Below are 19,134 nucleotides of genomic sequence, written 5' to 3'. Positions count from 1 at the left end.
GGATACATTCAGCGAAAGAATTGCCGGAGAAACGGCAAAGCCGTATTCAGGATACAGATGCCGACCATCGACCAACCCTGGCGCCTGAGCGCCGCCGAACTGCAGGCCGCCTATCGGACCGGCATGCTGTCACCCGTCGATGTGACGCAGGCTGTACTCGACCGGATTGCAGCCCTCAATCCCACACTGAACGCCTTTGTGCATGTTGATGCCGAGGGGGCCCTGCGCGCCGCCAGGGCCAGTGCCGCGCGCCACAAGAGCGGACAGCCGTTCGGCCCCATGGATGGCGTACCCGCATCGATCAAGGACAGCCTGATTGTCGGCGGCCTGCCGGCCACCTGGGGCAGCCGGCTGCTGGAGAACAATCTGCCGGTGGAAGACGAACTGCCGGTTGCGCGTCTGCGTGCCGCGGGCGCGGTACTGCTGGGCAAGACCAATGTGCCGGAATTCACGGTGCAGGGTTACACCTGCAACCTCCTCTTCGGCGCCACCGGCAATCCCTGGAATGCCGATCTCACGCCCGGCGGCTCCAGCGGCGGCGCGGTTTCGGCTGTTGCCGCTGGCCTCGGTCCGATTGCGCTGGGCACCGACGGCGGCGGCTCGACGCGGCGGCCGGCCGGCCATACCGGACTGGTGGGCCTGAAACCCAGCATCGGCCGGGTCGCCCGCAGCGGCGGCTTTCCCGAAATCTACAACGACCTGGAGGTCGTTGGCCTCTTCGGCCGCACCGTCGATGATGTGGCGACAACCCTTGGTCTGCTGTCGGCGCCTGATCCGCGCGACCGTCATTCCCTCGCCTTCACAGCGGCGGTCACAATGGCCGAAACACAGGCGACCACACAGCCACGCCGCATTCTGTATGTCCCGCGTTTGGGCACCAATCCCGTCGAGCCGACCATCCTCGCCTCGGTCGACGGTGCAGCCGAGCAGCTCCGGCGCATGGGCTGCGAGGTTGTAGCCGGCATCCTGCCCTTCGATATCGAGGCCGCCACTGCCAGCCTTGCCGTATTGATGCCGACCGGCCTGACGATGATCGTCGATCGTCTGGGTGGTCCAGAGAAGATCTCGCCGGCACTGCTGGGGATGTATGAAACCGGCAAGGCCATCGATGGCAGCGCCTATCTCGCCGCGCTCAATCATGCTGTCGAACTACGGCGGCAGCTGGCCGGCTTCTTTGCCGATTACGATGCGATCCTGACGCCCGCCACCGCGGCGCAGCCCTGGGACAAGACCAAGGTCTATCCCGAGCAGATCGATGGCAAAATCGCAGGCCCGCGTGGCCATGCGGTATACACCGGCTGGGTCAACCTAGCTGGCCTGCCGGGCTTGTCGCTACCGGCGGCACCCGACGCGCAAGGTCTGCCCATCGGCTTCCAGTTGATTGGCGGTTTTGGCAGCGATGCGGCGCTTCTGGCTCTTGGCCGACGCTACGAAGCGGTCGCGCCGGACATGATGCGCTGGCCGCCACTTTTCCCCTGACCGCTCAGGCGGCCGGAACGTCGCGATACAGTTTCGCCAGCTTGGCGCGGAAGTCCGGCCGGGTCTTCTTCAGGCTGCCGGAAACCGGATCGGCCCCCGCCAGCATCGTATCGGTGGCATCGCGGGAGAAATCGATCACGAATTCCACGCGTGCCTGACGGCGCTGTTCGATCTTTTCCAGCACGGCCGCCACACTGGGCGCCGGGCCGGTGAAGGCCGCACGCAGCTCGGCCACGGCAACACAGGCATCCTCGATAGCCTGGGTGGCGCCCTGCCCCAGCGTCGGCACCATCGGATGCGCCGCATCGCCCAGAAGCAGAATGCGGTAATTCGGATCGCAGAAAATCGGCGCGGCCTCCTGCAGCCTGGCCCAGTGAATCTCGCTCATATGGCTGCAGATCGCGTCGATCAGAAATTCGCATTGCCGGCTGGGCTTGACGCCTGGCGGCGTATACAGGCTGCGCAGCACATCGGCGCGCTTGGCTTCCGCCGGCACATCCTCCTCCGGCAGGATCGGGAAAGATCCGGAAATGTAAGTGGCGTTGCCCGGCACACGGAAGGCCAGCAGACGATTGGGGCCGTTGAACCACTGTTCGTAGTCATCGACCAGGTCGGGCTGAGCCTGTTCGATCAGCAGGCGATAGATACAGACGCCAAGGAAATGCGGCCGCGGCTTACCCAGGAATGTTTCCCGCACACGGGAATAACGGCCATCGCCCGCCACCAGCAGATCGATACCGTCGAGGATGCTTTCCTCGCCGGTCGTCTGGTCGGCAACTTCCACCACGATAGGCCCGATTTCGCCGGACCGGGCGTAGCGCATGCTCAGGACTTCCGTGTTGAAGCGAACCTGCTGCTGCACCGGCTGACGCAACAGGGCATAGAGCTGCGACCAGCGGATACGGATACCGGGATTGTCGGCCACATCCGACAGCGGCAGGTTCATCAGCTCCTGCCCGTCGGTGAGCGAAATGCGCCAGCTGGACCAAGGCAGGCTGGAGGCCACAAGCAGATCGGCCAGCTCGGGCAGGAAGCTGCGCAGTGCCTTGATCGCGTTCGGGCCGACATTCAGCCCCGTTCCGGCATCGGCATGATCGTTCGCACTGGCGCGCTCCAGGCAAATCACCTCGACATCGGGGAGGTGGCGCAGGCCATAAGCGAGGATGCTGCCGGCAACACCCGAACCAACGATAACGATACGCGTACGGCCGTTCTTCATATTACTTGCCGCCCCAATGCACGAAGGTTTTCTCGATCGTCAGAAAAATCCAGTTCATGCCATAGCCGAGCGCACCGGCGGCAAAGATCGCCGCATACATGGTCGGCATCTCGAACAGCATCTGCGCCTCGATCAGGCGATGACCGATGCCATCGCTGGAGCCGATGAACATCTCCGCCACCACGATGATGACCAGCGACAGCGAGATGCCGTTGCGCATGCCGATAAAGGTCTGCGGCAACGATTCCCAGAAATAGACATCGGTCAGAACCTGCAGCCGGTTGGCGCCCATCACCTTGGCCGCCAGCACCCGGGTCTTGCGGGCATTCATCACGCCATAGGCGACATTGAACAGGATCACCAGCGAGGCACCGAAAGCCGCCACCGCAATCTTGGTCTTGTCACCAACCCCGAACAGCACAAGGAACAGCGGAAACACGGCCGAGGCCGGGGTCGAGCGGAAGAAATCGATGACGAACTCGACCGAGCGATACAGCTTCTCTGCGGCACCGAGCATGACGCCGAGCGGGATGGCAATGGCCGAAGCGATCATGAAGGACAGCACCGTGCGATAGATGGTCTGGGCAAAATCCAGCAACAGAGGGCCGCCGACCAGACCATCGACCAAGGCCTTGAAGGCCTTCTGCGGGGGTGGCAGCAGAACGGGATCAGCGATCTCAAGCAGCGTCGCGATCCACCACACCAAAATCAGCAGCACGACGCCCAGCACCGGACGTAGGCGACCAAAGACCGACGACCAGACACTCACAGCTTGGCCTCCCGCCGGAAGATTTCCAGACAATGACTTTTGATCGCGACGAATTTCGGGTCGGAGAGGGTTTCGGCTGAACGCGGGCGCGGCAGTGGTACTTCGACAAAATCCGCAATCCGGGTGGGGCGGCGCGTCAGCAGCAGCACATAATCCGCCAGATAGACGGCCTCTTCCAGATCATGACTGACGATCACCATGGTGGTGTTCGTCTCCATGAAAGCCTTCTGCATCTGGTCGCGCATGAACAGCGTCATTTCGTAATCGAGCGCCGAGAATGGCTCGTCGAGGAACAGGACTTCCGGCTCCATCACCAGAGATCGCATGATCGATACGGTCTGCTGCTGGCCGCCCGAGAGTTCGTAGGGATAGCGGTTGAAATCGATCTTGACCTGGAAGCGGCTGAGCAGCTTATCGACCCGTTCCGTCCGCTCCCTTTTGCTCAGTCCCATCAGCTTGAGCGGGTAGTGGATATTGTCGATGGCGCGCAGCCAGGGAAACAGCGCTTCGCGATAATTCTGGAACACATAACCGATGCGGGTTTCGTCGATCGTCTTGCCATCGAACAACACTTCACCGCTGTCCATCGGCAGAAGGCCGGCGATCATGTTGATGATCGTACTCTTGCCGCAACCGTTCGGGCCGAAGACCGAGACCACCTTGCCGCGCGGCAGGTCGAGATCGAACTTGTCGTATAGGGGGCTGCCCTGAAACTGCTTGGACAGGCCACGCACGGTGATATGCGTGCCGGGCGGAAACCAGCGATAGGATTTTTCCACCGGCTGAGCCAAGGAGGCCGGTTCTGCAACCGGCACTCCCTTGACCAGACGCATCGCCGAACGGGCGCGTGAAAGCATCAGCTGGTGGCCTTCTTATCCAGCACCACCAGATATTTTCCTGTCTCGACCGGATCCTTGATCACGCCGCTCTGGATGGTGAAATCGATCACCTTCTGGAAGTCTTTCTTGTCCTGGGCCGACAGTTGGTCGACCATCAGCATGCGCGGCATCGGAATGGTCATCGCCAGCTCCGGCGGCGTGAAGGTATTGCCCTTCAGTAATTCGCGGGTCGTCGGATCCTGTTCGATATCCTTCAGCGCCTTGCGCCAAGCTGCCGAAAAGCGCTTGGCCACATCGGGGCGCTCCTTCATGAACTTTCCGGTGATGGCGCCACCGGCCATATAGGCATAGGCCTCTTCCCGGCCGATGATGTATTTCGACACCACGCCGGCTTCCACCGTACGCGCCGCACCCATGCTGTTCATCACACTGGCATTGGGCTCGAGCGTATAGCCGTAATCGAAGGTGCCGGCCTTCATAGCATCGGCATGCAGGTTCATCGCCAGTTCGGTCAGCGTGTAGTCGGCGCCTTCCTTCATGCCAACCGCGCCCAGCACGGCGCGCGCCATGGCCATATTGCCCGCGCCCGGCGCCGACATGATCTTTTTCGGCGCGCCCGTGCCCTTGATGTCCTTCACCGTCTTGGCGTCGAGGCCGGTCTTGGCCACGAACTGCTCCATCTGGGCGAACTTGTTCTGGCCATAGAGGGACATGTAATAGACCAATCCCTCCTTCTTGGTGTTGGCATTCATGCCGTCGACAGTGACGAGATTGGCGCCGGCATCGAGGTCATTGGTTAGCATGCCCTGCACGATCGGCGGCGCACCCATCAGCTTGACCATCTCGGCGTCGATATTCTGTTCCTTGAAGTAGCCGCGCTCGACGGCGACGAAATACGGCAGCGCCGAAGATACCGGGAAGACGCCGACCTTGACCTTATCGGCGGCTTCGGCTGCCGGACTGGCAGCAAGGGCGAAAACGGCAGCGCCGGCCAGCATGGCGGCACGGAAGAAACGGATGGTCATGGGTCCCTCCTCAGGATCAGGCAAATGCGAATTGAGCTGGTGCAAAAAAGCTGGTGCCCGCGATATAGCGGCGTTCGGCGGACATATCGGGCAACGGCCCCTGTTCGGCACGGCCATCGAAGGTGAGTTCGAGTTGCACGCCGCTCGGGTCGTAGACGAAAAGCTGCCAGTAGGTGGTGTTGGGGACGAGAAATTCGCGCCAATCGAGGCGATGGTCGCGGAAACGCGCGATGAAGTCGTGATACCCGACCGCCGTCAGCGAGATATGATCGATGGCAGCCGTGCCCGACGGCGCCTTACCTTCAGGGCCGAGGGCCGGTCCTCCGGCATAGATATGGATGATCGCCTCGCCTACAGGCGTTGGCACTGCAATCCAGGCGCCGGGATAGCCGAAATCCGGCCGCGCCACTTCTGACAGTCCGAGCACGTCACAATAGAACCAGCGCGTCCTGGCCAGATCCGCCGTCTTGATTGCTACGTGAAACAGGCCTGTGATGAGTGCCGTCATGGCTCCGCTGCGCTTGTATGTCTGCGCATGTAACTGTGCATACAATGTGCCAGCGCCTGTTTGATTGAGATCGTTGGATAATCGGGGCACGACTCGACAGCCCGCAGCTTTACCGGGAAACCCTGCCATGACCGAGGTTGCAGGCCGCCCAAGTGGGCAGCAACCTGCGCCCATTATTTAGGCGGTCGAAGGTCTGAAGGGGCCTGACTACCCCTCCGCAGGCGCGGAATGCATCTTGCTACGCACGACCTCTGTTCCACGGAGTATTCCATGCAGGCCTTTGTCCACCGTCTTACCATGAGCCATCCGGGAGATGTGTCGGCACTGGCGGCATTGCTCGACAGCGGGCAATTACGAGCCGACGAGATCGTGGCCGTGATCGGCAAGACCGAAGGCAATGGCGGCGTGAACGATTTCACCCGCGGCTATTTCACAATGGCCTTCTCTGCGCTTATGACCGAGCGCACCGGCCGGACGCGCGAGGACATCGTCAGAACCGTGCCCTGCATCCTTTCCGGTGGCACCGAAGGTGTATTGTCGCCGCATTACATGGTGTTCAGCCGCACAGATGAAAAGACGAACGCTCCCGACAAGCGTCTGGCCATCGGCGTGGCTTTCAGCAGCAAGACGCCGCCCGAAGCCATCGGCCGCATAGCCCATGTGGAAGCGATTGCAGATACCGTGCGCCAGGCCATGCAGGATGCCGGCATCGATAACCCGGCCGATGTGCATTTCGTCCAGGTGAAGGCACCCTGTGTGACGGTGGCCCGCGCCCAGGATGCCGCTGCGCGCGGCGCCAGTGTTCTGACTGCCGATTCCGGTCGGTCGATGGCCTATGCCCGCGTTGCCGGCGCCTTTGGCGTTGCGCTGGCGCTCGGCGATGCCGCCCCGGAACAGGTCACTGAAGCGGCGATGTTCACTGACTATGCCGTGCAGTCGGATCGCGCCAGCATTTCCTCGGGCGTCGAGGTCGATTGCAACGAGGTGATCGTCCTGGGCAATGCTCCGGGCTGGGGCGGCGACCTGCAGATCGCGCATCGGCCCATGCGGGATGCTCTGGATATCGCCGGCATTGCAGCCGTGCTCAACGATCTGGGAATTACAGCGACACCGCAGGTTTCAGCCGCCGATGCCGCCCGCATTCACGGTGTGCTGGTCAAATGCGAACCGGATCGCCGCGGCCTGATCCGCGGCAACCGCCATACCATGCTGGACGATACCGACATCAACGCCCAACGCCATATCCGCGGCGCGGTTGGCGGTCTTGTCGCCGGCATGCTGGGCGATGGCCGGATTTTTGTTTCCGGCGGCGCCGAACATCAGGGACCCGATGGTGGCGGCCTGATCGCCATCATCGCAAAGACCTGACCCTCAAAGACCGAGGATCAGCTTGGACATGATATTGCGCTGGATCTCGTTCGAACCGGCATAGATCGTCACCTTGCGCTGGTTCAGGTAGCGGGCGGCAACGCCATCGGCGTAATCCGGCCCGATCACCGGCGTATTCGATCCTTCGAACAGTGGCGAGTATGGCGCGGCGTAATAACCGATCGCTTCGGCCGAAAGATCGCTGACCAGCTGCTGCAGCTCGGTCCCCCGGGTTTTCAGCATCGATGAAGCCGCGCCCAGATTCTGACCGCTCTTGGTGCCGCCCAGAACCCGCAGTTCCAGCATTTCCATGGCCATGATACTCATTTCGGCATCGGCCAGTTTGGCCGCGAAATCCGGATCGGCGGCCAGCGGCTGTCCCTGCTTCTGCTCCGCCTTGGCGATCTTGCGCAGATGCGACAGATGGCGCTTCAGATGGCCCGAATAGGCATTGCCGCGTTCGAACTCCAGCAGGTACTTGGCGCAGGTCCAGCCCTGGTTCAGTTCACCGATCAGATTCTCCTTCGGCACCTTAACGTCATCGAAGAAGACCTGATTGACTTCCTGCATACCGGGGGTCGACTCATCGATGGTGATGATCGGTGTAACCGTGACACCCGGCGACTTCATATCGATCAGCAGGAACGAGATTCCCTCCTGCGGCTTCTTGGTTTGCGCCGTCCGCACCAGGCAGAAGATCATGTCGGCATGCTGCGCTTCCGAGGTCCAGATCTTGCTGCCATTGCAGAGGAAATGATCTCCCTTGTCCTCAGCCTTCATCTGCAGGCCGGCAAGGTCCGATCCTGCACCCGGTTCAGAGTAGCCCTGACACCACCAGACATTGCTGGCCAGGATATCGGGCAGGTACTTCTTCTTCTGGGCCTCAGTGCCGAATTTCATGATCACCGGCGCCAGCATGCGCGGGCCAAAGGGCACCGTGATCGGCGCACCTGCCGTGCTCATTTCCTGCTCGTAGATATAACGCTGGGTCGGGGTCCAGCCTGGCCCGCCATACTCAACCGGCCAGTTCGGCGCCAGCCAGCCTTTTTCGTTCAGCGCCTTCTGCCAGCGGATATGCAGATGCTTGGCGATATAGCCGGTACGCGTCCGGACCATGGCCGCCTGCATCTCTGCGTCGAAATTCTTTTTGATGAAGGCGCGGACCTCATCGCGGAACGCCAGCTCTTCGGCCGTGAAATTCAGGTCCATGTCTTTGCCTCCCGGATCGTCTTTGGCCCAGATTATATCAGGCAATTCCCTGCGCAAGCTGTGGCCGCAGACAGCGTGACGGCCCTGCCGCAGCGTCAATCGGCATTTGCCGGTACCTGCGCACCGCTCATCTTGAATTGACGTGGCGCCATGCCGGTACGTCGGGTGAAAAAGCGTGAGAAATAGGCCGGATCCCGGAAACCAAGAGCATAGCCGGCTTCGGCGACACTCATCGACGTATAAAGCAGGTTGCGCTTGGCCTCGATCAGCAGTCGGGCATGGATCACATCGAGTGGCGCCTTGGCGGCAACCCGGCGGCAGGCTGCCGTCAGACGCTTCTCTGTAACAGCCAGATCCGCAGCATATAGGCTGACCGGTCGGTGATCGCGATAATGCGCCTCGACCAGCATGCGAAACCGGGCAAACAGGCCCGCATCGGCATCCTGCGTCAGGGCGCTCTCGCGATCGGCCTGCTTTAAGCGGGCCAGGGTCACAAAGACAAGGCGGAGATGAGCGGCAATAGCATCCATCTGACCGAGTGCATTCCAGCGGAACTCTTCGGCAATGGCGGAGAAATTGTCCTGCAGGCGGGCGGCTTCGGCTGTCCCTGTTCCCAGGGGCAGCAACGCCGTTTCGGTCATTCCCGCAGCCAGGGTGCTTCGGCCCCGGGGGCCGAGAATATCGTCGGCAAAGCTGTCCGAAAGCGTCACCACCCAGCCCTCGGTGCCGGGCCGGAAGCGATAACCATGCACCACCCCGGGCGGCACGGTGACCAGGGTGGGTGCGTTGAAATCCTGGATCAGGCTGTCGGCGCGCAATTCACCGCCGCCGCCGACAGCCAGCAGCAGCTGGAACAGGTTCGAATGACGATGGGGCGCGATATGCCAATCGTGCAAGAGGCTACGGGCTGCAATGGTTTCGACATGCAGAAAATGCAGCTCCGCCTCTTTGTCCGCCTCTCCATACAGAAAGAATCTTGGAATAATTTCAGACATTTATCTTTCTTCTTCGCATCACGACCTACACTCGTTCCGGCAGGTTAGAATGCTATCCGCTTTGCGGAAAAGTACAAGATAAGTGCCGCTGCGTCCATTTCACTTCCGGCATGCTCAAGCCATGGTCCTGCGCAAGTTGCCGGCGCAAGGCGGCAGGCACAGGATGAGGCCGGGAGGAAAGACACCCATGCGTACCCAAGTCGGGATTATCGGAGCCGGTCCGGCCGGACTCCTGCTCTCCCATCTGCTGCATCTGGCCGGCATCGAGTCCGTGATCCTGGAAGCGCGGGATCGCGCTTACGTCGAAGGCCGCATTCGGGCCGGTGTGCTGGAGCAGGGCACCGTCGACGTGCTGAACGATACCGGCCTTGGCGCGCGCATGAACAGAGAGGGCCTGCTGCACCACGGCACAACGCTGCGGTTCCGCGGCCGCAACCATCATATCGATTTCGTTGACCTCACCGGCAAGGCCGTCATGGTCTACGGCCAGCATGAAGTGGTGAAGGATGTGATCGCCCAGCGGCTGGCCGATGGCGGCAAGATCGCATTCGAGGTCAGCGACGTCGCCGTCCATGACATTGCCAGCGACAAGCCGCGCATCACCTGGCGCAATAAAGACGGCACGGCTCAAAGCCTGGATTGCGATTTCATTGCCGGCTGCGACGGTTTCCACGGCATCTGCCGTCCCGCCATACCGGCAGATGTGCTGAAGATCTACGAACGCGTCTACCCCTTTGGCTGGCTCGGCATCCTGGCGCGTTCAAAGCCCGTGCAGGAGGAACTGATCTACAACCAGCATGACCGTGGTTTTGCACTGTTCAGCATGCGCTCGCCCGAGATCACCCGACTGTACCTGCAGTGTCAGCCAGATGAGGATATCGCCAACTGGCCCGATGATCGCATCTGGGAGGAATTGCATATCCGGCTGGCCGGTGAAGACAACCTGAAGCTGGAAGAAGGGCCGATCATTCAAAAGGGCGTGACACCGATGCGCAGCTTTGTCGCCGGGCCGATGCGCCATGGCCGGCTGTTCCTGGCCGGCGACTCTGCCCATATCGTGCCGCCGACCGGCGCCAAGGGCATGAACCTTGCCGTGGCGGATGTGCGCTATCTGTCGCGCGCTCTAGAAGCGCATTATAGCCACAAAGGCAGCGAACTGCTGGATGGCTATTCCGACCTGTGTATGCGACGGGTCTGGAAGGCGCAGCGGTTTTCCTGGTGGATGACCTCATTGCTGCATCGCTTTGACGAACGCAGCGATTTCGAAAATCAGGTCCAGCTTGCCGAGTTGGACTATGTCGTCTCGTCACGCGCCGCCAAGACCAGCCTGGCCGAGAATTACGTCGGCCTGCCGTTCGAGTGATCTGTTACCAAACGCCTGTATGGACCAGCTGCGGTGCATAGGCCGGCGCCGACCAGCGCAACGGCAGCACCTCGTTCAGCCAGAGGCCACGCTCGATGGTGAAGCGCATCAGTCGCAAAGCACCGTCGAATACCGCCACCTCCGGCGCATCCCAGACCACGGCGGCACTGCCGGTCACCGTCAGCACATGGCCGGCGGAAAAATCAACGAACAGCAGGCCGGCACGCGGATTGGCCGCGATATTGCCCAGCGTGTTGAAGAAATTGTTGCCACTGAAATCCGGCACGGTCAGCACGGTATGACCATCTTCTTCCGTGACCTTGACAAAACCGGGACGTCCGCCGCGATGGGATACATCGACGCCATGCACCGGATCGATGCCATCCGCACCGGCCGCCGCCGTGGCGATGAAGAAGGTATCCGACTGGCGGATCAGTGCCGTGGCACGATCTGATAGCACCCCCCGCTCCTCAGTGGCCTCCGGCGCCAGCTCCATGGTGTCCATGAAGAAAGGCTGCCGTGCCTGGATATATTGCGGGCAGTTGCCGAAGCTCTGGTTCACCTGCAGCACGAAGCCGCCGCTATCGACTGACAGCACGCGACCATTGGCGCGGTTGCGCCGGCGGGTTTCCGGCTGGATGCCCAACAGGCCAAGCGGTGCATTCTTCACCAGATTCTGCGCCAGCGGATCGCCCGGCAACGGGGCAGCCGCCACGGTCAGCAGGCGTGGGTCGGGCGAGCCGATGAAGCCGGGCCGGCCGACCAGGATGGAAGCCCAGGGTCGGCGCGCCTCATCCAGGCTGCCGACGACCAGGGTCGGCAGCTGAGTGAAGAATTCGCGATGCTGCTCTGGCATGAATTCCCGCAGCACCTTGCGGCCGGCCATTTCCATACGCTCGCGCACACCAGCGCGCGCCTGCAGCGCCTGCTCACCCGCATGCCAGGGCGAGCCCTGCGACCAACCCGGTAGTCCCTCATTCGGATTCATTACGGCCATGACAGCCTCCCTTCTTGCTTACGCAGCCGCCGGAACGGCGCTGCGCGGCATACCGACGAAACCGGGGAGGGCCTCGATGCGGCCGAGCCAGGCGCGGATCTGCGGATACGGCTCCAGCGACACGCCACCCTCGGGCGCATGCGCGGTGTAGGAATACAGCGCCACATCGGCGATGGTCGGCGCATTGCCAGCCAGCCAGGGCTGCTGGGCCAGATGCGCATCCATCACCGCATAAAGCTGCGCCGCGATCTGCTTGGTGCGCTCATGGTCGAAATTGGCGCCGAACAGCGTCACCATGCGCGCCGCCGCCGGACCGGACGCCAGCTGGCCGGAAGCGACCGAAAGCCAGCACTGCACATGCGCGGCCTGTACGGCATCCTGCGGCAGCCAGGTGCCCGTCTTGTCATAGGTCCTGGCCAGGTAGACCAGGATCGCCGTGCTGTCGGAGATCATCACATCGCCATCCTCCAGCACCGGCACCTGGCCGAAGGCATTGCGTGCGAGAAAACCCGCCGTCTTATGCTCACCGCCCCTCAGATCCACATCGATCAGTTCAGCCGGCAGGCCGAGCAAAGAGAGAAAAAGCTCTACGCGATGGGCATGGCCGGACAGGGCAAAGCGGTGCAGGCGGACGGTCGAAGCAGGAGCGGTCATGGCGAAATCCTCAAGATACATGCCGCTCAATATGCTCTTGCCCTGGATTTAATTAATAACCGTAATTGACAAGTCACTATTTCATATTATGAAATAATAGCCATGGATCGGCTGGACAGCATGCGCGCCTTCGTCGCCGTGGCGGAAGCGCAGAATTTCGCCACGGCTGCGCGCCAGCTTGGCCTCTCCGCCCCCGCGGTTACCCGCGCCATCGCCACGCTGGAGGATCGGATCGGCACGCGCCTGCTGCACCGGACCACGCGTGTCGTGCGGTTGACTGAGGCCGGCGCCACCTTCCTCACCGACTGCAAGCGCATCCTCACCGAGCTGGACGAGGCCGAGGCTTCGGCCGCCGGCCTGCATGGCCAGCCACGCGGCACCCTGAACCTGACGGCCTCCGTGATGTTCGGCCGTATCCATGTGGCGCCCGTGGTGCTGAAATTCCTGGATGCCTATCCCGAAGTGACCGTGCGCACCCTCTTCGTCGACCGTGTGGTGGACATCATCGACGAAGGCTTCGACGTCGCCGTACGCATCGCCCATCTGGCGGATTCATCGCTGAATGCCGTGCGCGTCGGCACCGTACGGCGTGTTGTCTGCGCCTCGCCCCGATATCTGGCTGAGCATGGCCTGCCGAAAACGCCCGAAGACCTACATGGCCACAGCGTCATGCAGTTCTCCAATACATTGGCGCCGCAACCCTGGATCTTCCGCGATGAGGCCATGACGCCGCACAGCCGGATGATCGTCAATTCCGCCGACGTGGGCATCGCCGCAGCCCTTGCCGACAAGGGCATCACGCGGGTGCTGTCCTACATGATCGCGCCGCATGTGCTCTCGGGCGCGCTGCAGATCATCCTCGCGGATCACGAACTGCCGCCGATACCCGTGCATCTGGTGCATCGAGAGGGCCGACGGCCCAACGCCCGCGTGCGCGGGTTTATCGACTTCGCGGCATCGCACCTGCAGGCCGCACTGGCAAGCCTACCCGCCTGATCAGGCGGCAACCAGCTCGTTGATGCGGATGCAGCGCGCCATATGCTGGGCGCCAACCGCCACCGGCTCCGGTGTTGCAGTCATGCAGGCTGCAGCAGCATATTTGCAGCGCGGCGCAAACGAACAACCCGGCGGCAGGTTGGCCAGATCCGGCGGCGCTCCCGGAATGGCATCCAGACGGGCGCCGGACATGGCGTCATGCGCCCGCGAAGCCAGCAGGCCCTGCGTATAAGGATGGCGCGGATTGCGGATGATATCGCGCACGCTGCCGGCTTCAACAATGCGGCCGGCATACATCACCGCGACCCGATCCGCAACTTCAACCGCCACACCGATATCATGGGTCACCAGAATCACCGACAGGCCCAGTTCGCGCTGCAAATCGCGCAACAGCAGCAGGATCTGAATTTGCACGGTGGCATCCAGGGCTGTCGTCGGCTCATCGGCCAGCAAAACCTGCGGATTGCAGGCAAGTGCCAATGCGATCATCGCACGCTGGCGCATGCCGCCCGACATCTCATGAGGAAAGGTCTGCAGCCGGCGCTCGGGCGACGGGATGCGCACCTTCTGCAACAACGCCAGAGCACGGGCATAAGCCTCGGCATTCGAAACCGGTTCATGGCGGCGAATCGCTTCGACAATCTGGGCGCCCACGGTATAAACCGGATCCAGCGCCAAGAGCGGTTCCTGGAAAATCATTGAGGCCGTCTTGCCGCGATAGTCGGCAAGGGCGCGCCCCGAGAGCGCCATTACATCATGGCCGGCCACCGTAATGCCGCCGCTGCTTTTGGCGCGCTTTTTCGGATGCATGTTCAGGATCGAGCGGAGCGTCACGCTTTTGCCTGAACCCGACTCGCCCAGCAATGCCATCACCTCGCCGCGTGCAACACTGAAAGTCACGCCATTGACGGCATGCACAGGCTTGCGACCGGCAGTAAAGGTGACGTTCAGATCGCGGACATCGATCATCGGGACGGCGGTCTCACTCATTGCGCGGCCTCCAGAGCCGGCGGGGATGCCGAATGGCCAGATCCCGGCTGGTACATCAGGCACGATACCTGTTGGGCAGCAGCAGTGATGGCAAGCTTCGGCACTTCGACACTGCAGGCCGCTTCGGCGCGGGTGCAGCGAGTGTGGAAACGGCAACCCGACGGCGGATTGATCGGATTCGGGGGATCGCCGTATAGCGGCGCTTCCAGGGTACGGGCATCCGGATCCATCGCCGGCATCGAGGACAGTAGCGCACTGCTATACGGATGCGCCGGCCGTTCGAAAATATCGCTGGCAGCGCCGATTTCGGCCACCTTGCCCAGATACATCACCATCACACGATCGGAGATAAACCGCACCACATTGAGGTCATGTGAGATGAAGATATACGTCAGTCCGAATTCTTCCTTCAGGTCGAGCAGCAGGTTCAGCACCTGCGCTTCCACCGATTTGTCCAGCGCGGATACGGCCTCGTCCAGGATCACCAGGCGCGGCTCCAGCGCCAGGGCGCGGGCAATGTTGATGCGCTGACGCTGACCGCCCGAGAGTTCATGCGGATAGCGACCAGCAAACCGATTCGGCTCCAGGCCGACGCGAGCGAGCAGGTCATGGGCCCGGCCGATTGCTTCGCGACGCGAGACGCCATGTACCTGCGGGGCGAAGGCAATCGAATCTTCGATGGTCAGGCGCGGGTTGAGCGAGGCATAACTGTCCTGAAACACCATCTGCACCTGACGGCGATAGTCAGGCAGCGGCAGATCATGGCCAACCGCCTCGCCATCAAAAACGATGTCGCCGCGATCCGGCTGGATCAGGTGCATCAGCAATCGCGCCGTAGTCGACTTACCACACCCGGACTCGCCGACAATACCCAGCGTTTCGCCCTTGATCAGGTCGAAATCGATATCATCCACGGCACGGACCACGCTTGTGGTTCGGCCCAGCAGACCCTTTCCGGCGGGAAAATGCTTAACCAGTCCACGGACTGTGAGCAGCGGCTGTCGCGGGCCGCCACGGTCACGCGGATCAATGGCTAAATCCTGATCCGTCACGGTCATGCGCGCACATCCATGGCAGAACGCAGGCTATCAGAGAACAGATTGAAGGAGATCGAGGTGATGAAGATCATCACGCCAGGCAATGCCGCAACCAGCGGATTGACATAGATCGCCGTGCGCAGGGTATTCAGCATCAGGCCCCATTCCGGTTCCGGCGGCCGAACGCCCAGCCCGAGGAAGCTGAGGCCTGAAGCCAGGATCATCGAAACCGAGATCAGGCTGGTGGCATAGACAAAAATCGGACTCAGTACATTGCCCAGCACATGCACCCGCACGATGGTCGGCCCGCCGGCACCGCTGGCCCGTGCCGCCTCGACATAGTCACGATTACGCACCTGGGTGGTGACGCTTTCCGCCACGCGCGTGATCGGCGGAATAAACACGATGGTGAGCGACACCAATGCGTTGGTCAGGCCTGCACCCAGCGCACCCGACAGCGCCACAGCCAGCAGTACAGAAGGAAAAGCGTAGAAGATATCGATCGTACGCATGACGGCCGTGTTCAGCCTGCCACCAACATAGCCGGCAAAAACGCCCAGACTCGAGCCGATCACAAACGCCATCAGCACCGGGGTGACGCCCATGAACAAAGACAGCCGCGCACCAAAGATCAGGCGCGACAGCATGTCGCGGCCCAACTCATCGGCGCCAAGCGGATAACCGGGCGTACCGACCGGACGCAAACGGCGCAGCATCGAACCTTTGATCGGATCGGCCGGTGCCAGATAGGGGGCGAAAATCGCCATAAGAACCAGCGCCACAATGAGCGCCAGTGCAATCATGGCAACGGGGTCACGACTGAGACGCCGGATCACACCACGCCAGTAGCCCTCTGAAGTCTGGATCGGTGCAACTACGGCCTTATCGTCGAAGGTTCCAACCGCCATTGCTCAGCCCCGCTGGATGCGCGGATCGAGCGCCGTTTGCAGCACGTCGACCAACAGGTTGAGCATGACAAAGAACATCGCCAGGACCAGGATTGTGCCCTGCAGCAGAGGCAGGTCACGCTGGAAAATCGCCAGATTGAGGAGGAATCCGGTGCCCGGCCATGAGAAGACGGTCTCGATCAAAATCGAACCGCCGAGCAGATAGCCCAGCTGCAGGCCCATCACGGCCAGCGCAGTCGGCGCGGTGTTCTTCACCACATGGCGGAAGATTCCGCGATCCATCAGGCCTTTCGCACCCAGGGCGTGAATGAATTCCTGCGACAGGATTTCCGCGACCAGGGCCCGAATGGTGCGCGCGATCACGCCCATTGGAATCACCGACATGGTGATGGCCGGCAGGATCAGGTGGCGCATATGCGCCCAGTCCCAACGCCAGTCGGCCGATCCACCCGGCCCAGCGCCGGTGGCCGGCAACCAGTTGAGCTGCACCGAGAAGAAGATCACCAGCACCATACCGAGCCAGTAATGCGGCACGCTGACGCCGAGAACCGAAAGGAAGGAAGCAATGCGATCCACCACCGAATCGCGGAAATAGCCGGCGACAAAACCAAAGAGGCAACCGAAGAAAAAGCCGATCAAGGTCGCCACGGCAGCCAGCATCAGCGTGTTGCCAACAGCCCGCATGACCTCGGTCAACACCGCCCGTCCGCTGGCAATCGACACGCCGAGGTTACCCGTCAGGACATTCCCGAGCCAGATTGCGTATTGCAAGGGTAAGGGTTTGTCGAAGCCATAAATCTTGCGCATCTCTGCCTGTAATTCGGCAGATGCATCGACCGGCATCACCGCAGTCAGCGGATCGCCCGGCGTGATATGCACGAGCATGAAGCAGACTAGGCTGACCCCGAACGCAACGGGCAGCACATAAATCAGCCGTTTGAGGGCATAGATAAGCATGGGGCGCCGGGTTTTGAGAAAGAAAAGGCCGGCCCTGCTGGTCAGGGCCGGCCGTCAACTCACTTGGTTATCGAGATCGGCGAGAAGTCCTGGAACCAGTTCTGCGCCTGCACGAAACCCTTGACCTTCGAGGTCATGGCACGCGGATTCACGTCATGGGTGATCATCAGGAAGATGGCATCATCCACATACTTTTCATGAATCTTCTGCATCACCTTGGTCTGGGCATTCGAGTCGAAGGTGTTTCGCACTTCGTCGAACAGCTTGTCCATATCAGGATCGCAATAATGCCCCCAGTTGGTGCCGGCCGGCGGCGCCAGATTGCACTGCAGATGGCGGATCACGCCCGTGAAGGGGTCCTGGATGAAATAGCTGTAGTTCATCGCCGTGCCGCCGCGCGAGCTCTCATGCTTGGAGCCCGCACGCCAGATGTTGATCAGCGTATTCCACTCGACCACTTCGAAGTCCACCTTAAGACCGATTTCAGCCAGGTTCTGCTGGACGAATTCGTTCATCGGCAGCGGCAGCATCTGGCCCGAACCCGAGGGCGAGATCAGCACCTTGGCGGTCAGCGGCTTTTCGGGGCTATAACCGGCCTCTTTCATCAGCTTCTTGGCTTCGGCCAAATCGGTCTTGACCTTGAAACTGGGATTGCCGAACCACTGGTGCCCCGGCGGGAAGAATCCGGTGGCCGGGATCATCAGGCCGCTCAGCAGTTCTTTCATGCCTTCACGGTCAACCGCCAGGTTGGCGGCCTTGCGCACGCGAATGTCGTTCCAGGGCGAACCCTCGGCACGCGACAGATGCCAGGTCCAGTTATGCGGATAGGCATTCGTGATGATGGTGAAACCGCTGCTTTTCAGCGACGCGACCGTGTCCGGTGCCGGCGCCTCGATCCAGTCGACCTGGCCGGAGCGCAGCGCAGCAACGCGGGCATTGGGCTCCGGCAGCGGCAGCAGCACCATCTTTTCCAGTTTCGGCACGCGGGCCTTATCCCAGTAATCCGGGTTCGGCACCAGTTCGGCGCGTTCGCGCGGCACGAAAGCGGCCAGTTTCCAGGGGCCGGTGCCCGACGGAGTCTTGGCGAATTCGTCCCAGGTTTTCACCTTCTCGAACTGCGCCTTGGACGAGAACATGATCCAGGCCAGCTGATAGGGCAGCGTGGCATCCGGCGCCTTGGTGATGATTTCCAGCGTCAGCTTGTCGACAGCCTTGTAGCTGGCAATGGCGGGAATGCGCGAGCGGCCCTGCGCCGACTGCCGCGGATCGAATTGCGGCGCATCCTTGTTCAGCAGCTTTTCGAAATTCCAGACGGCGACTTCAGACGTCCATTCGCTGCCATCATGGAATTTGACGCCCGGGCGGAGCTTGAAGGTCCACTTGGTCTTGTCCGTGGCATCGACGCCCCAGCTTTCCGCCAGACCCGGCGTCAGGTCGGAGGGCTTGTCGAACTTGCTCAAATCCCAATTGATCAGCGAGTCATAGACCGTATAGCCCATGAAGCGCATGCCTTCACCGCCATTGTCGGTCTGGCCGGTGGTCAGCGGAATATCGGAGGCCGTCATACCGATGCGCAGGATACCCTGCGCCTGTGCCTGCATGCCGGTCAGTCCGCATAATGCGGCGGCGGCCAGCAGGCCGAGAACTTTGGGAGCAACTTTTTTTGAGACCATGACCTTCACCCCAGGTTGGACGATAGGAGCGAAGACGCAAGGTCCGTGCCACGGGCAAAAGAGTTGATTCTGTGTGCACAAACAACCCCGGCAGCGGCTGATGCTTATCTGAAGCCAAAACCTGCCTTTAAATTAAGCAGTGCCTCTG

General features: G+C 61.5%; 18 protein-coding genes. 4 read left to right on the top strand and 14 right to left on the bottom strand.

What is annotated here, in order from left to right; translation table 11 throughout:
- Nucleotides 1–57 precede the first annotated feature (57 nt).
- Complete coding sequence (locus AC1ROB_RS09425) at nucleotides 58–1,479, top strand: amidase (protein WP_492971443.1); 1,422 nt, start codon at nucleotides 58–60, stop codon at nucleotides 1,477–1,479.
- Nucleotides 1,480–1,483: 4 nt separating this feature from the next.
- Here AC1ROB_RS09425 and AC1ROB_RS09420 read toward each other — a convergent pair whose 3' ends face one another.
- From AC1ROB_RS09420 to AC1ROB_RS09400, 5 genes are read right to left on the bottom strand one after another with little or no spacing between them, the layout of a single operon-like run.
- Nucleotides 1,484–2,698, bottom strand: coding sequence for an FAD-dependent oxidoreductase (locus tag AC1ROB_RS09420; protein WP_492971444.1), 1,215 nt, complete (start codon nucleotides 2,696–2,698; stop codon nucleotides 1,484–1,486).
- 1 nt (nucleotide 2,699) lies between these two features.
- Nucleotides 2,700–3,467, bottom strand: coding sequence for an ABC transporter permease (locus AC1ROB_RS09415; RefSeq protein WP_492971445.1), 768 nt, complete (start codon nucleotides 3,465–3,467; stop codon nucleotides 2,700–2,702).
- Complete coding sequence (locus AC1ROB_RS09410; protein WP_492971446.1) at nucleotides 3,464–4,324, bottom strand: ABC transporter ATP-binding protein; 861 nt, start codon at nucleotides 4,322–4,324, stop codon at nucleotides 3,464–3,466. The genes AC1ROB_RS09415 and AC1ROB_RS09410 overlap by 4 nt, the downstream gene beginning before the upstream one ends.
- Entirely contained in the window at nucleotides 4,324–5,331 is a 1,008-nt protein-coding gene (locus AC1ROB_RS09405; RefSeq protein ID WP_492971447.1) for an ABC transporter substrate-binding protein, read from the bottom strand. The genes AC1ROB_RS09410 and AC1ROB_RS09405 overlap by 1 nt, the downstream gene beginning before the upstream one ends.
- A 16-nt stretch (nucleotides 5,332–5,347) precedes the next feature.
- On the bottom strand, nucleotides 5,348–5,839 hold the full coding sequence (locus tag AC1ROB_RS09400) for a VOC family protein (protein ID WP_492971448.1): 492 nt from the start codon (nucleotides 5,837–5,839) through the stop codon (nucleotides 5,348–5,350).
- A gap of 270 nt (nucleotides 5,840–6,109) precedes the next feature.
- On the opposite strand from AC1ROB_RS09400, the gene atzD reads away from it, so the two are divergent.
- A complete protein-coding gene (gene atzD / locus AC1ROB_RS09395; protein ID WP_492971449.1) occupies nucleotides 6,110–7,207 on the top strand; it encodes a cyanuric acid amidohydrolase in 1,098 nt (365 codons plus the stop codon).
- Nucleotides 7,208–7,210: 3 nt separating this feature from the next.
- Here atzD and AC1ROB_RS09390 read toward each other — a convergent pair whose 3' ends face one another.
- Nucleotides 7,211–8,416 (bottom strand): acyl-CoA dehydrogenase family protein, encoded by a 1,206-nt coding sequence (locus AC1ROB_RS09390; RefSeq protein ID WP_492971450.1) that lies wholly within the window; start codon nucleotides 8,414–8,416, stop codon nucleotides 7,211–7,213.
- A 95-nt stretch (nucleotides 8,417–8,511) separates the two neighbouring features.
- Complete coding sequence (locus AC1ROB_RS09385; RefSeq protein WP_492971451.1) at nucleotides 8,512–9,312, bottom strand: helix-turn-helix domain-containing protein; 801 nt, start codon at nucleotides 9,310–9,312, stop codon at nucleotides 8,512–8,514.
- 286 nt (nucleotides 9,313–9,598) lie between these two features.
- Here AC1ROB_RS09385 and pobA point away from each other — a divergent pair, with 286 nt between their 5' ends.
- A complete protein-coding gene (pobA, locus tag AC1ROB_RS09380) occupies nucleotides 9,599–10,774 on the top strand; it encodes a 4-hydroxybenzoate 3-monooxygenase (RefSeq protein ID WP_492971452.1) in 1,176 nt (391 codons plus the stop codon).
- Between the two features lie 4 nt (nucleotides 10,775–10,778).
- Here the strand turns inward: pobA and AC1ROB_RS09375 are convergent, their stop codons facing one another.
- Together AC1ROB_RS09375 and AC1ROB_RS09370 are read right to left on the bottom strand one after the other, a co-directional pair.
- Complete coding sequence (locus tag AC1ROB_RS09375) at nucleotides 10,779–11,771, bottom strand: pyridoxamine 5'-phosphate oxidase family protein (RefSeq protein ID WP_492971453.1); 993 nt, start codon at nucleotides 11,769–11,771, stop codon at nucleotides 10,779–10,781.
- 18 nt (nucleotides 11,772–11,789) lie between these two features.
- The gene (locus tag AC1ROB_RS09370; RefSeq protein ID WP_492971454.1) at nucleotides 11,790–12,425 is read right to left on the bottom strand and encodes a glutathione S-transferase family protein; all 636 of its coding nucleotides are present in this window, start codon (nucleotides 12,423–12,425) and stop codon (nucleotides 11,790–11,792) included.
- A 102-nt stretch (nucleotides 12,426–12,527) separates the two neighbouring features.
- Between AC1ROB_RS09370 and AC1ROB_RS09365 the strand changes: the two genes are divergently transcribed.
- Nucleotides 12,528–13,421, top strand: a complete 894-nt coding sequence (locus AC1ROB_RS09365) for a LysR family transcriptional regulator (RefSeq protein WP_492971455.1) — start codon at nucleotides 12,528–12,530, stop codon at nucleotides 13,419–13,421.
- Here the strand turns inward: AC1ROB_RS09365 and AC1ROB_RS09360 are convergent, their stop codons facing one another.
- From AC1ROB_RS09360 to AC1ROB_RS09340, 5 genes are all read right to left on the bottom strand, one after another.
- Nucleotides 13,422–14,411 (bottom strand): ABC transporter ATP-binding protein, encoded by a 990-nt coding sequence (locus AC1ROB_RS09360; protein ID WP_492971456.1) that lies wholly within the window; start codon nucleotides 14,409–14,411, stop codon nucleotides 13,422–13,424.
- Nucleotides 14,408–15,325, bottom strand: coding sequence for an ABC transporter ATP-binding protein (locus AC1ROB_RS09355; RefSeq protein WP_492971457.1), 918 nt, complete (start codon nucleotides 15,323–15,325; stop codon nucleotides 14,408–14,410). Before AC1ROB_RS09355 ends, AC1ROB_RS09360 begins: the two co-directional genes overlap by 4 nt.
- Nucleotides 15,326–15,465: 140 nt before the next feature.
- Complete coding sequence (locus tag AC1ROB_RS09350) at nucleotides 15,466–16,356, bottom strand: ABC transporter permease (protein WP_492971458.1); 891 nt, start codon at nucleotides 16,354–16,356, stop codon at nucleotides 15,466–15,468.
- Nucleotides 16,357–16,359: 3 nt separating this feature from the next.
- Complete coding sequence (locus AC1ROB_RS09345; RefSeq protein WP_492971459.1) at nucleotides 16,360–17,313, bottom strand: ABC transporter permease; 954 nt, start codon at nucleotides 17,311–17,313, stop codon at nucleotides 16,360–16,362.
- Nucleotides 17,314–17,372: 59 nt separating this feature from the next.
- Nucleotides 17,373–18,986, bottom strand: a complete 1,614-nt coding sequence (locus AC1ROB_RS09340) for an ABC transporter substrate-binding protein (RefSeq protein ID WP_492971460.1) — start codon at nucleotides 18,984–18,986, stop codon at nucleotides 17,373–17,375.
- Nucleotides 18,987–19,134 lie beyond the last annotated feature (148 nt).

Source organism: Ferrovibrio sp. GW821-FHT12F09 (genome assembly GCF_058806775.1).
The sequence above is the reverse complement of the archived record's forward strand: the minus strand, read 5'-3'. Positions and strand labels throughout refer to the sequence as shown.